The following is a 13,002-nucleotide window of genomic DNA, read 5'->3' on the forward strand; positions in this document are numbered from 1 at the left end:
TAAAAACAATTATCTCGTTTTTAGTTGTAAAATATTAAATATTTTGACAAAACATCCGTTGATTGATCTTTAAATACTGAGATTCATTAAATTAATTGGGGATAAATGAGGAAATGTGTAATTTTTTAAAACGCAATATTTTTACTAATTTTCTTAATAAATTGTAAGTTTTTCTTTATTTTAGTACTTTACTTAATGAAGAGAAATTTTGAATAAAATGAATTTAAAAAATTTTGCAACCTATTTTAGGTTTACAAATGAACAGCGCAAAGGAATTTTTGTGCTTTTTGCAATAATAATTGTGTTGCAGGCCGTTTATTTTTTTGTTGATTTTAGTACATCTGATAAAACCTTTGCCGAAGAAGAACAGTGGATGTCTTTGCAATCCGGAATCGATTCTTTAAAACTTTCAAAGTCTGGTGAAAAAAGAAAAATATATGCTTTTAATCCAAATTTCATTACCGACTATAAAGGATATAAATTAGGGATGTCTGTTCAGGAGATTGATCGTCTGTTGACTTTTAGGAAAGAGAACAAATATGTGAATTCTGCGATAGAGTTTCAGGAGGTCACAAAAATTTCAGATTCCTTGCTGCATGTGATTTCTCCTCTTTTTAAATTTCCGGATTGGGTTGGAAATAAATCAAACCATAAAATGGAAAGAAAAGAGTTTGTGCGGGAACCTGTTTCTAAAAAAGAAAAAATAATAGTTCAGGATATCAATACAGCGACTCAGGAAGATTTGGTTAAGATATATGGTATTGGTGAAGCTTTATCTTTGCGTATATTAAAACAAAGAGAGATTTTGGGGTGTTTTGTTTCGATGGAACAAATGAATGAGGTTTGGGGATTATCGCCTGAGGTAGTTAATGAACTTGGTATTCATTTTAAAGCATTAATCCCGTCTTCTTTAAAAAAAGTACCAATAAATGATGCGTCCTTGAAAGAATTGGCAAAGTTTCCTTATTTCCGATATGCGTTAGCTAAAGAGATTGTAACGTATCGAAGTATGAATGGAAATATTAATAATATTGAGGATTTATCAAAAATTAAAGATTTTCCTATTGAAAAAGCAAAAATAATTAGTTTATATTTGGAGTTCTAAAAAAAAACAGAATTACAATGAATTTTGAATATAACGAAACGCAGTTGATGATTGCGCAGTCAATAAAAGATTTTGCCGAGAAAAATATCAGACCCAATATTATGGAATGGGATGAATCTCAGATTTTTCCGGTTTCCCTGTTTAAACAACTGGGAGAAATGGGGTATATGGGAGTCTTAGTTCCTGAAGAATACGGAGGTTCCGGATTAGGATACCATGAGTATATTACCGTTGTTGAGGAAATTTCAAAAGTTGATCCTTCAATTGGTTTGTCTGTTGCTGCCCATAATTCATTATGTACCAATCATATTTTGACTTTTGGAAATGAAGAACAAAAGAAAAAATGGTTGCCGAAACTAGCTACGGCTGAATTTATTGGAGCTTGGGGATTGACAGAGCATAATACAGGATCGGATGCAGGAGGAATGAACACTACAGCTGTTAAAGACGGTGATGAATGGATTGTAAATGGAGCTAAGAACTTCATTACGCATGCTATTTCAGGTGATATTGCCGTAGTAATTGTTCGTACCGGTGAAAAAGGCGACTCAAAAGGAATGACGGCTTTTGTTTTTGAGAAAGGAATGAAAGGATTTAGCTCCGGAAAAAAAGAAAATAAACTTGGAATGCGTGCCAGTGAAACGGCCGAGTTAGTTTTTGATAATTGTCGTGTTCCGGATGCGAATAGATTAGGAGAAGTAGGGCAGGGATTTGTTCAGGCCATGAAAATATTAGATGGAGGACGAATTTCAATTGGAGCCTTATCTTTAGGAATTGCAAAAGGAGCTTATGAAGCAGCTTTGAAATATTCAAAAGAAAGATACCAGTTTGGTCAGCCTATTAGTAATTTTCAGGGAATATCCTTTAAACTGGCAGATATGGCTACTGAAATTGAAGCGTCGGAATTACTGCTGCATAAAGCTGCTTTCTTAAAACAACAACATAAACCGGTTACAACACTTGGAGCTATGGCCAAGATGTACGCTTCAGAAGCTTGTGTGAAGATCGCCAATGAGGCTGTTCAGATTCATGGAGGTTATGGGTATACAAAAGATTTTCCGGTAGAGAAGTTTTATAGAGACTCTAAATTGTGTACTATTGGGGAAGGAACGACTGAAATTCAAAAAGTGGTTATTTCAAGAAGTTTGTTGAAAGAGTAAAGAATATAAGAGATGAGGAATGTAGGATACATAGTACTATGGTTTGTATTCTTTACTCTATATTCTGTTTTCTAAAAAATAATTCACAATTTATAACTCATAACTCATAATTAATACATACTTTTGCAGCCTTAACGAGAGGAGGTGTCAATATTATGTTAATTATACCAATTAAAGACGGAGAAAATATCGATAGAGCATTAAAGCGCTATAAAAGAAAATTTGATAAAACAGGAACTGTTCGTCAATTAAGAGCACGTACTGCTTTTATTAAGCCTTCTGTAATCAAAAGAGCTCAAATTCAAAAAGCGGCTTATATCCAAAACTTGAGAGATAGTTTAGAGAGTTAGTAATAGCTTTTCAAAAATAATTACCGTTAGTCATCAGAAAATTATAACTTTGATGCTAACGGTTTTTTTTGTGTTTAATTTTTACCGTTTTGTATCTGGTTTTGCGGTTGTGGTGGTGTAATCTTGTGTTTTTATGAAATCAAATAAAGAGGCGTTTCGTGAGTATTTGGAGCTGGAGAAAAAGTATTCGGCACATACTGTTGTGGCTTATTTGAATGATATCTCGTCTTTTAAGGAGTTTAATAAGGTTGCTTTTGACCAGGATGCAATCGAGCAGGTGGGTTATAGTCAGATTAGGAGTTGGATTGTTTCTTTGGTGGATGAAGGGGTTTCTAATGTTTCGGTCAATCGAAAAATGGCGTCTCTGAAATCTTTTTATCGGTTTCTTTTGAAAACAAAGCAAATTGAGGTGAGTCCGATGTTGAAGCATAAGGCACTGAAAACGCCTAAGATTATTCAGATTCCTTTTTCTGAAAAAGAATTAACGGATTTGCTGCAGGAGGTTGGTGATCCTTCCGGATTTGAAGAAATTCGGGATAGGCTTATTGTGGATCTTTTTTATGCTACAGGAATGCGGAGAGCAGAATTGATTCATTTAATGAAGTATAATGTTGATCTGTCTTCGGGGGTGCTGAAGGTTTTGGGGAAACGAAATAAGGAGCGTGTTATTCCGATATTGCCAATAATTGCGAAACAGTTGAATTTGTATTTGAGGGAAAGAGCTTCGGTTGAAAAGATAGTCGATGCTGATTATTTTTTTATTTCAAGCAAAGGGTTAAAATTGAGTGAATCTTTTGTGTATCGATTAATAAATTCTTACTTTAGTAAAGTCTCTGAAAAGGTAAAAAAGAGTCCGCATGTGCTTCGGCATACTTTTGCGACTCACTTATTAAATAACGGAGCAGATTTAAATTCAGTTAAGGAATTATTGGGGCATTCGAGTTTGGCGTCTACACAGGTCTATACTCATAATAGTTTAGCAGAGCTTAAAAAAGTATATACAAATGCGCATCCTAGAAATAAACAGTAATTCTGAAATGTTTAACCCTAAAATTTGTATTATGAAGGTAGATGTTCATGCAGTTAACTTTACTGTTGACAGAAAATTGGTAGATTTTATTCAGGAGAGAATGGATAAATTGGAAAAATATTATGATCGTGTTGTTTCGGCGGATGTTTTCTTGAAAGTGGAGAGAACAAGTGACAAGGAGAATAAAGCAGTAGAGATTAAGATTAATGTACCGGGAGATGATTTTTTGGTTAAAAAGCAGTGTAAGACATTTGAGGAGGCGGTTGAGCTTTCGGCAGAATCGTTAGAGAGATTGCTTGTAAAAAGGAAAGAAAAAATAAGAGCACATATATAATTGAAATTTTTTTTCAAAAAATGTTTTGATTAAAAGATAAAATAGCTACATTTGCAGTCCGTTAGAAATAGCGGACTTTTTTAATGTTACCGCCAGCGTAGCTCAGTTGGCTAGAGCAGCTGATTTGTAATCAGCAGGTCGTGGGTTCGAGTCCCTCCGCCGGCTCAAAAAAAAGTTTCAAATGCGATTTGAAACAGGTTCTTTAAAATGATGGAATGAAACAAATTTGAGAATGGTGATTTTGTTTTTAGGACAGTCTAAAAATTTACATCTAAAATCTTAAATTATTTGGGGAGATACTCAAGCGGCCAACGAGGGCAGACTGTAAATCTGCTGTGTGAACTTCGCAGGTTCGAATCCTGCTCTCCCCACAAAAAAAGTTTGGATTTCAGATTGTAGATTTCAGGGTAGGAAATCTAACTTCTTAAATCTACAATCTAAAATCAAAACTCTGCCGACTTAGCTCAGGGGTAGAGTGCTTCCTTGGTAAGGAAGAGGTCACGGGTTCAATTCCCGTAGTTGGCTCAAGTAAGTAGGAAATTGAAAATTAATATATAACTAAGATTAAAAATTAAGTAAAATGGCAAAGGAGAATTTTAATCGTTCCAAACCGCACTTAAACATAGGTACAATTGGACACGTGGATCACGGAAAAACTACATTAACTGCAGCAATTACAAAAGTATTGTCTGACGCTGGTTACTGTCAAGCAAAATCGTTTGATCAAATCGATAACGCTCCAGAGGAGAAAGAAAGAGGTATTACTATTAATACATCACACGTAGAGTATGAAACAGCTAACCGTCACTACGCTCACGTTGACTGTCCAGGTCACGCGGATTACGTAAAGAACATGGTTACTGGTGCTGCTCAAATGGACGGAGCTATCTTAGTAGTTGCTGCTACAGATGGTCCAATGCCACAAACTCGTGAGCACATCCTTTTAGGTCGTCAGGTTGGTATTCCAAGAATCGTTGTTTTCATGAACAAAGTGGATATGGTTGATGATGCTGAGTTGTTAGAGCTTGTTGAAATGGAAATTAGAGATTTATTATCTTTCTACGAATATGATGGAGATAATGGTCCTGTAGTTCAAGGTTCTGCTTTAGGAGGATTGAATAATGATCCTGCTTGGGTACCAAAAATCATTGAATTAATGGAAGCTGTTGATGCTTGGATCGAAGAGCCAGTGCGTGACGTAGCAAAACCATTCTTGATGCCGGTTGAAGATGTATTTACAATTACTGGTCGTGGAACTGTTGCTACAGGTCGTATCGAAACAGGTATTGCTAATACAGGAGATCCAGTTGAAATCATTGGTATGGGAGCTGATAAATTAACTTCTACTATTACAGGAGTTGAGATGTTCCGTAAAATCCTTGATAGAGGAGAAGCTGGAGATAACGTAGGTTTATTGTTAAGAGGTATTGACAAAGAATCTATCAAAAGAGGAATGGTTATCATTAAGCCAGGATCAGTAAAACCACACGCTACTTTCAAAGCTGAGGTTTATATCTTGAAAAAAGAAGAAGGTGGACGTCACACTCCATTCCACAATAACTACCGTCCACAGTTCTACGTACGTACAACTGACGTAACAGGAGTTATTACTTTACCAGAAGGAGTAGAGATGGTAATGCCAGGAGATAACTTGACTATCAATGTTTCTTTATTAAGCCCAATCGCAATGAGCGTAGGTTTACGTTTTGCTATCCGTGAAGGTGGTAGAACTGTAGGAGCAGGTCAGGTGACTGAAATCGTAGGATAATCCTATAAAAATTATAAAAAGCCAGTTGATTTTCTTAACTGAAGTCACTGGCTTTTAATTACGGGCGTAGTTCAAGGGTAGAATAGCGGTCTCCAAAACCGTTGATGGGGGTTCGAATCCCTCCGCCCGTGCAATAAAAAATATATCAAATGACAAAAGTTACTAATTATTTATCAGAGGCTTTCGAAGAGTTAAAGTCAAATGTTACTTGGCCTGCTTGGGCTGAGGTTCAAAAATTGACAATTGTTGTGGCTGTATTTTCGATCTTGTTCGCTTTGGCAACATGGGGAGTAGACGAATTTTTTGCAAAAGCTTTGGCTGGATTTTTTAACTGGTTAAAAGGATAATTTTTTTGTGATGGCAGATAATAATGTGAAAAAATGGTATGTAGTTAGAGCTGTAAGCGGACAGGAGAACAAAGTCAAAGCTTACATCGAAACTGAGATTGCCAGATTAGGTATGGGCGATTATGTTTCCCAAGTTTTAGTGCCTACAGAAAAAGTAGTTACTGTAAAAGAAGGAAAGAAAATGTCTAAGGATAAAGTTTATTTCCCTGGATATGTTATGATCGAAGCCAATTTGGTTGGTGAGATACCTCATATTATTAAATCTATTACTAGTGTAATTGGATTTTTAGGTGAGATCAAAGGAGGAGAACCTGTTCCTTTGAGACTTTCTGAAGTAAATAGAATGTTAGGTAAAGTAGATGAGTTGGCTGTGAATACAGATACTCGTTCTATTCCTTTCAGCCTTGGTGAAACTGTAAAAGTGATCGATGGTCCTTTTAATGGGTTTAACGGTTCGGTTGAAAAAATCAATGAAGAAAAGCGTAAACTTGAAGTAATGGTTAAGATTTTCGGAAGAAAAACTCCATTAGAATTAAGCTTTATGCAAGTTGAAAAAGTATAATTTTTTGTTACATATATAATATCCATTGCAATCGCTTCCAATTGATTGTGATGTTAAATTTTTTAAAAATGGCTAAAGAAATTAGTAAGGTAGTTAAACTACAAGTTAAGGGAGGTGCTGCGAACCCGTCGCCACCGGTTGGACCTGCTTTAGGAGCTGCTGGGGTAAACATCATGGAGTTCTGTAAGCAATTTAATGCTAGAACTCAGGATAAACCTGGCAAAATATGCCCAGTGCAAATCACTGTGTATAAAGACAAATCATTTGATTTTGTCGTTAAGACTCCTCCAGCAGCAGTTCAGTTAATGGAAGCTGCAAAGCTAAAATCTGGTTCTGGTGAGCCTAATCGTAAAAAAGTAGCTAGTGTTACTTGGGAACAAATTAGAGCAATTGCTGAAGACAAAATGCCTGACTTAAACGCTTTTACAGTAGAAAAAGCGATGAGTATGGTTGCTGGAACAGCTAGATCTATGGGTATAACTGTATCAGGAGATGCTCCTTTTTAATTAAGAGAAAGACATGGCAAAATTAACAAAAAAGCAAAAAGAGGCTGCTTCAAAAATTGAAAAGAACAAACTATATTCTCTTAAAGATGCTGCGGCATTATTAAAAGTAGTTGCTTCTGCAAAATTTGATGAGTCTGTTGACATCGCAGTTCGTTTGGGTGTAGATCCAAGAAAAGCGAATCAAATGGTTAGAGGTGTAGTTACATTACCTCACGGAACAGGTAAAGATGTTAAAGTATTAGCATTAGTTACTCCAGATAAAGAAGCGGAAGCTAAAGAAGCTGGTGCAGACTATGTAGGTCTTGATGACTATTTACAAAAAATTAAAGATGGTTGGACTGATGTTGATGTAATCATCACTATGCCGGCTGTTATGGGTAAATTAGGTCCATTAGGTCGTATTTTAGGACCTAGAGGTTTAATGCCAAACCCTAAAACAGGTACTGTAACTATGGATGTTGCAAAAGCTGTTGCAGAGGTTAAAGCTGGTAAAATTGACTTTAAAGTTGATAAAACTGGTATCGTTCACGCAGGAATTGGTAAAGTTTCTTTTGGAGCTGAGCAAATTGTTGACAACGCACACGAAATTATTCAAACATTAATAAAACTTAAACCAACTGCTGCTAAAGGTACCTATATTAAAGGTATTCACCTTACAAGCACTATGAGTCCTGCTATTGCACTAGACCCAAAAGCAGTATAATTGGTAGTTAAAAATTTTTAGTATGACTAGAGAAGAAAAATCAATCGCGATTGAAAATTTAACTGCGCAGTTAGCTGGTACAAATATCATTTATGTATCTGATATTTCTGGTTTAAACGCAGAAACAACTTCAAACTTAAGAAGAGCTTGTTTTAAAGCAGGTATCAAATTAGAAGTTGTAAAGAACACTTTGCTTGCAAAAGCAATGGAAGCTTCTGCTAATGATTATGGTGATTTACCTACAGTTTTAACTGGTAATAGTGCTATCTTCATTTCTGATGTAGCTAATGCACCTGGAAAAATTATCAAAGATTTCCGTAAGAAATCTGATAAACCAGTTTTAAAAGGAGCATACATCAATTCTGAAGTATACATTGGAGATAACCAATTAGAGGCATTAGCTACTATTAAGTCTAAAGAAGAACTTCTTGGAGAACTTATTGGATTATTACAATCACCAGCTCAAAGAATTATTTCTGCTTTACAAAACAAATTCGCAGGTAGCGAAGAAGAAGCTGAAGCATAATAATTATTGTAAGGAACTTATTTTCCTTGCAGCTTAAATAGCGCACAATAAACAAAATATAATTTTACAAATCATTTTAAACGATAGAAAAAATGGCAGATTTGAAACAATTCGCAGAACAATTAGTTAACTTAACAGTTAAAGAAGTTAACGAATTAGCAACAATATTAAAAGACGAGTATGGTATCGAGCCTGCTGCTGCAGCTGTAGTAGTTGCTGCTGGTGGTGGAGAAGGTGCTGCTGAAGAAGCACAAACTGAATTTACAGTTGTATTAAAAGAAGCTGGAGCTTCTAAATTAGCAGTTGTGAAATTAGTAAAAGAACTTACAGGTTTAGGTCTTAAAGAAGCTAAAGATGTAGTTGACGGTGCTCCAAGTAACGTTAAAGAAGGTGTATCTAAAGAAGAGGCTGAAGGTCTTAAAAAATCATTAGAAGAAGCTGGAGCTGTTGTTGAGTTAAAATAACAAAACACAGTTTAGAACTAGGTTTAGACCTTGGGTGGAATCATCCAAGGGTCTAAACCATTTTTCGTATAATAAAATATATCAAGTTTTATTATCAAATAGTTTAAAATACGAAAAAGTTTTTGATCAATACGAAGAAAAAAAATTGAACTTACTTTTACCGGTTTATTTTTAAAGATGTATTGATTATAATAAGAAAGTATAGATTAAACAGTGTGTTTTTACACAAAAAAATTACTTTTTTTTAATCAAAATTTTGTCCATTGATGATAACAAATCAGACTGAAAGATTGAATTTTGCCTCTACAAAAAATATTCCTGACTATCCGGATTTTCTAGATGTTCAGGTTAAATCTTTTAAAGATTTTTTTCAACTAGAAACTAAATCTGACGAAAGAGGCAACGAAGGGTTGTACAACACCTTCATGGAAAACTTTCCAATCACAGATACAAGAAACAACTTTGTATTGGAGTTCCTAGATTATTTTGTTGATCCACCACGTTATACAATTCAAGAATGTATAGAGAGAGGTCTTACGTATAGTGTGCCTTTAAAAGCTAGGTTAAAACTATATTGTACAGATCCAGAACACGAAGATTTTGAAACTATTGTACAGGATGTTTATCTTGGAACAATACCTTATATGACTCCAAGCGGTACTTTTGTAATCAATGGTGCTGAGCGTGTAGTAGTATCTCAGCTACACCGTTCTCCTGGGGTTTTCTTTGGACAATCATTCCACGCAAATGGAACAAAACTTTATTCTGCCAGAGTAATTCCTTTTAAAGGGTCTTGGATAGAATTTTCTACAGATATTAACAGCGTAATGTACGCGTATATCGATAGAAAGAAAAAATTACCAGTAACAACTTTATTCCGTGCAATTGGATTCGAAAGAGATAAGGATATCCTTGAAATTTTCGACTTAGCTGAAGAAATTAAAGTTTCTAAAACAGGTATTAAAAAGTATATTGGAAGAAGACTTGCTGCGCGTGTATTGAACACATGGCACGAGGATTTCGTTGATGAAGATACCGGTGAGGTAGTTTCTATCGAACGTAATGAAATCATCCTTGATCGTGATACAATTATCGACAAAGATAATGTTGAAGAGATCATCGATTCTAACGTTAAATCTATTTTGTTACACAAAGAGGATAATAATCAGGCAGATTATGCTATTATCCACAACACGTTACAAAAAGATCCAACAAACTCTGAAAAAGAAGCTGTTGAGCATATCTACAGGCAATTGCGTAATGCAGAACCGCCTGATGAAGAAACTGCTCGTGGTATTATAGATAAATTGTTCTTCTCTGATCAACGTTATAACTTAGGTGAAGTTGGTCGTTACAGAATGAACAAAAAACTTGGTTTAGATATTCCGATGGAAAAGCAAGTGCTTACCAAAGAAGATATTATTACCATTGTAAAATATTTGATCGAATTGATCAACTCTAAAGCAGAGATTGATGATATTGATCACTTATCAAACCGTCGTGTTAGAACAGTTGGAGAACAATTGTCTCAACAATTCGGTGTTGGTTTAGCTCGTATGGCAAGAACTATTCGTGAGAGAATGAACGTTAGAGATAACGAGGTGTTTACACCAATTGATTTGATTAATGCTAAAACATTATCATCAGTTATCAACTCTTTCTTTGGTACGAACCAGTTATCTCAATTTATGGATCAAACGAATCCACTAGCTGAGATTACACACAAAAGAAGACTTTCTGCACTTGGGCCAGGTGGACTTTCGAGAGAGAGAGCCGGTTTCGAGGTTCGTGACGTTCACTATACACACTATGGTCGTTTATGTCCGATTGAAACTCCAGAGGGACCGAACATTGGTTTGATTTCATCTCTTGGTGTTTATGCAAAAGTTAACGGAATGGGTTTCATTGAAACTCCTTACCGTAAAGTAACTAATGGTGTAGTTGATTTAGAAAGTACTCCAATTTACTTAAGTGCTGAAGAAGAAGAAGGAAAAATGATTGCTCAGGCAAACATCGAAATGGATGAGACAGGTAGAATTACGGCAACTAATGTTATTGCTCGTGAGGAAGGTGACTTCCCGGTTGTTGAACCTTCAGTTGTACACTACACAGACGTTGCACCTAACCAGATCGCTTCGATTTCGGCTTCATTGATTCCTTTCTTGGAGCATGATGATGCGAACCGTGCGTTGATGGGATCAAACATGATGCGTCAGGCGGTTCCTTTGATCCGCCCGGAAGCACCAATTGTTGGTACAGGTTTAGAGCGTCAGGTAGCTTCAGACTCCAGAGTGTTGATTAATGCAGAAGGAGATGGAACTGTAGAATATGTTGATGCTAATATCATTACTATCAAATACGACCGTACTGAAGACGAAAGAATGGTAAGTTTTGATGCTGATGAAAAAACATACAACTTAATTAAATTTAGAAAAACCAATCAAGGTACAAGCATCAACTTGAAACCAATCGTAAGAAAAGGTGATAGAGTAGTTCTTGGACAAGTATTATCAGAAGGATATGCAACTCAAAATGGTGAATTAGCTTTAGGTAGAAACTTAAAAGTTGCGTTCATGCCATGGAAAGGGTATAACTTTGAGGATGCGATTGTAATTTCTGAAAAAGTAGTTCGTGATGATATTTTTACTTCTATCCACGTTGATGATTATTCATTAGAGGTTAGAGATACTAAGTTAGGAAATGAAGAGTTAACAAACGATATCCCTAACGTTTCTGAAGAAGCTACTAAAGATTTAGATGAAAACGGTATGATTAGAATTGGAGCAGAGGTGAAACCTGGCGACATTTTGATCGGAAAAATTACACCAAAAGGAGAATCAGACCCTACTCCGGAAGAGAAATTGCTTCGTGCAATCTTCGGGGATAAAGCAGGTGATGTAAAAGATGCTTCATTAAAAGCTTCTCCGTCTTTACATGGTGTTGTTCTTGACAAAAAATTATTTGCAAGAGCCGTAAAAGATAAACGTAAACGTACTCAGGATAAAGATGCTTTAGGTGCTTTAGAAATGGAGTTTGAAACTAAATTTGTTGAATTAAAAGACAGATTGGTTGAAAAATTATTCTTGATCGTTAACGGAAAAACATCTCAGGGTGTAATGAATGATTTGGGTGAAGAAGTTTTACCAAAAGGTAAAAAATATACTCAAAAAATGCTTTACGCAGTAGAAGATTTTGCTCACTTAAGCAAAGGTCAATGGGTTGCTGATGACGCTACTAATAAAATGGTTAATGATTTAATTCATAACTATAAAATTAAGCTAAACGACTTACAAGGATCTTTAAGAAGAGAAAAATTCACTATTACAGTTGGAGATGAATTACCATCTGGAATCTTGAAATTAGCGAAAATTTATATCGCTAAAAAACGTAAACTGAAAGTAGGGGATAAAATGGCAGGACGTCACGGTAACAAAGGTATTGTTGCAAGAATCGTTCGTCATGAAGATATGCCTTTCCTTGAAGACGGAACACCGGTAGATATCGTATTGAATCCACTAGGGGTACCTTCACGTATGAACATTGGTCAGATTTATGAGACTGTTCTTGGATGGGCTGGTCAAAATTTAGGTAGAAAATTTGCTACTCCAATTTTTGACGGTGCTTCTTTAGACCAAATCAATGCTTTGACTGATGAAGCTGGAGTACCACGTTTCGGACATACACACCTTTATGATGGTGGTACCGGAGAGCGTTTCCATCAAGCTGCAACTGTGGGTGTAATTTATATGCTTAAATTAGGACACATGGTTGATGATAAGATGCACGCACGTTCTATCGGACCATACTCGTTGATCACTCAACAACCACTTGGAGGTAAAGCTCAATTTGGAGGTCAGCGTTTTGGAGAGATGGAGGTTTGGGCACTTGAGGCTTATGGAGCATCAAGTACTCTTCGTGAAATCTTAACAGTTAAGTCGGATGACGTTATTGGTAGAGCTAAAACTTACGAAGCTATCGTTAAGGGAGAGTCTATGCCAGAACCAGGATTACCGGAATCATTCAATGTATTAATGCATGAATTAAAAGGTCTTGGACTTGACATTCGTTTAGAAGAATAAATAAAGTTTTCAGTTACAGTCTCAGTATTCAGTTCAAAACTGGAAGCTGAGACTGAAGCTGTTTATTA

At 35.8% G+C, this 13,002-nt stretch carries 13 protein-coding genes and 4 tRNA genes; all 17 read left to right on the plus strand.

What is annotated here, in order from left to right; genetic code table 11:
* The first annotated feature begins 217 nt into the window (after positions 1 to 217).
* The 17 genes from AC3IS6_RS10135 to rpoB all read left to right on the plus strand — a co-directional run bounded on the left by AC3IS6_RS10135 (position 218) and on the right by rpoB (position 12,934).
* Complete coding sequence (locus tag AC3IS6_RS10135) at positions 218 to 1,105, plus strand: ComEA family DNA-binding protein (protein WP_489164769.1); 888 nt, start codon at positions 218 to 220, stop codon at positions 1,103 to 1,105.
* 17 nt (positions 1,106 to 1,122) lie between these two features.
* Positions 1,123 to 2,265 (plus strand): acyl-CoA dehydrogenase family protein, encoded by a 1,143-nt coding sequence (locus AC3IS6_RS10140; protein WP_489164770.1) that lies wholly within the window; start codon positions 1,123 to 1,125, stop codon positions 2,263 to 2,265.
* Positions 2,266 to 2,420: 155 nt separating this feature from the next.
* Entirely contained in the window at positions 2,421 to 2,615 is a 195-nt protein-coding gene (rpsU, locus tag AC3IS6_RS10145) for a 30S ribosomal protein S21 (RefSeq protein ID WP_035684969.1), read from the plus strand.
* Between the two features lie 133 nt (positions 2,616 to 2,748).
* Positions 2,749 to 3,645, plus strand: coding sequence for a tyrosine-type recombinase/integrase (locus AC3IS6_RS10150; protein WP_489164771.1), 897 nt, complete (start codon positions 2,749 to 2,751; stop codon positions 3,643 to 3,645).
* A 31-nt stretch (positions 3,646 to 3,676) separates the two neighbouring features.
* Positions 3,677 to 3,979 carry a ribosome hibernation-promoting factor, HPF/YfiA family gene (hpf, locus tag AC3IS6_RS10155; RefSeq protein ID WP_017496722.1) on the plus strand — a complete coding sequence of 101 codons (303 nt, stop codon included), beginning with the start codon at positions 3,677 to 3,679 and terminating at the stop codon, positions 3,977 to 3,979.
* A 91-nt stretch (positions 3,980 to 4,070) separates the two neighbouring features.
* A tRNA-Thr gene (locus AC3IS6_RS10160) sits at positions 4,071 to 4,144 on the plus strand.
* A 125-nt stretch (positions 4,145 to 4,269) separates the two neighbouring features.
* A tRNA-Tyr gene (locus AC3IS6_RS10165) sits at positions 4,270 to 4,350 on the plus strand.
* A gap of 82 nt (positions 4,351 to 4,432) precedes the next feature.
* Positions 4,433 to 4,504 (plus strand) — tRNA-Thr (locus AC3IS6_RS10170).
* A 55-nt stretch (positions 4,505 to 4,559) separates the two neighbouring features.
* Positions 4,560 to 5,747: an elongation factor Tu gene (gene tuf, locus AC3IS6_RS10175; RefSeq protein WP_007807448.1), complete on the plus strand. Its 1,188-nt coding sequence runs from the start codon at positions 4,560 to 4,562 to the stop codon at positions 5,745 to 5,747.
* Positions 5,748 to 5,807: 60 nt separating this feature from the next.
* A tRNA-Trp gene (locus AC3IS6_RS10180) sits at positions 5,808 to 5,878 on the plus strand.
* Positions 5,879 to 5,896: 18 nt separating this feature from the next.
* Entirely contained in the window at positions 5,897 to 6,094 is a 198-nt protein-coding gene (gene secE / locus AC3IS6_RS10185; protein ID WP_008466927.1) for a preprotein translocase subunit SecE, read from the plus strand.
* Positions 6,095 to 6,104: 10 nt separating this feature from the next.
* The gene (gene nusG, locus AC3IS6_RS10190) at positions 6,105 to 6,656 is read left to right on the plus strand and encodes a transcription termination/antitermination protein NusG (RefSeq protein ID WP_173964703.1); all 552 of its coding nucleotides are present in this window, start codon (positions 6,105 to 6,107) and stop codon (positions 6,654 to 6,656) included.
* A gap of 68 nt (positions 6,657 to 6,724) precedes the next feature.
* The gene (gene rplK / locus AC3IS6_RS10195; protein ID WP_026713295.1) at positions 6,725 to 7,162 is read left to right on the plus strand and encodes a 50S ribosomal protein L11; all 438 of its coding nucleotides are present in this window, start codon (positions 6,725 to 6,727) and stop codon (positions 7,160 to 7,162) included.
* 13 nt (positions 7,163 to 7,175) lie between these two features.
* Entirely contained in the window at positions 7,176 to 7,865 is a 690-nt protein-coding gene (gene rplA, locus AC3IS6_RS10200) for a 50S ribosomal protein L1 (protein WP_017496725.1), read from the plus strand.
* A gap of 22 nt (positions 7,866 to 7,887) precedes the next feature.
* The gene (gene rplJ / locus AC3IS6_RS10205) at positions 7,888 to 8,391 is read left to right on the plus strand and encodes a 50S ribosomal protein L10 (protein WP_029273446.1); all 504 of its coding nucleotides are present in this window, start codon (positions 7,888 to 7,890) and stop codon (positions 8,389 to 8,391) included.
* 92 nt (positions 8,392 to 8,483) lie between these two features.
* Positions 8,484 to 8,855: a 50S ribosomal protein L7/L12 gene (gene rplL / locus AC3IS6_RS10210; protein ID WP_007807437.1), complete on the plus strand. Its 372-nt coding sequence runs from the start codon at positions 8,484 to 8,486 to the stop codon at positions 8,853 to 8,855.
* Positions 8,856 to 9,121: 266 nt separating this feature from the next.
* Positions 9,122 to 12,934 carry a DNA-directed RNA polymerase subunit beta gene (rpoB, locus tag AC3IS6_RS10215; RefSeq protein WP_489164772.1) on the plus strand — a complete coding sequence of 1,271 codons (3,813 nt, stop codon included), beginning with the start codon at positions 9,122 to 9,124 and terminating at the stop codon, positions 12,932 to 12,934.
* Positions 12,935 to 13,002 lie beyond the last annotated feature (68 nt).

This window comes from Flavobacterium sp. KH_035, assembly GCF_057839565.1.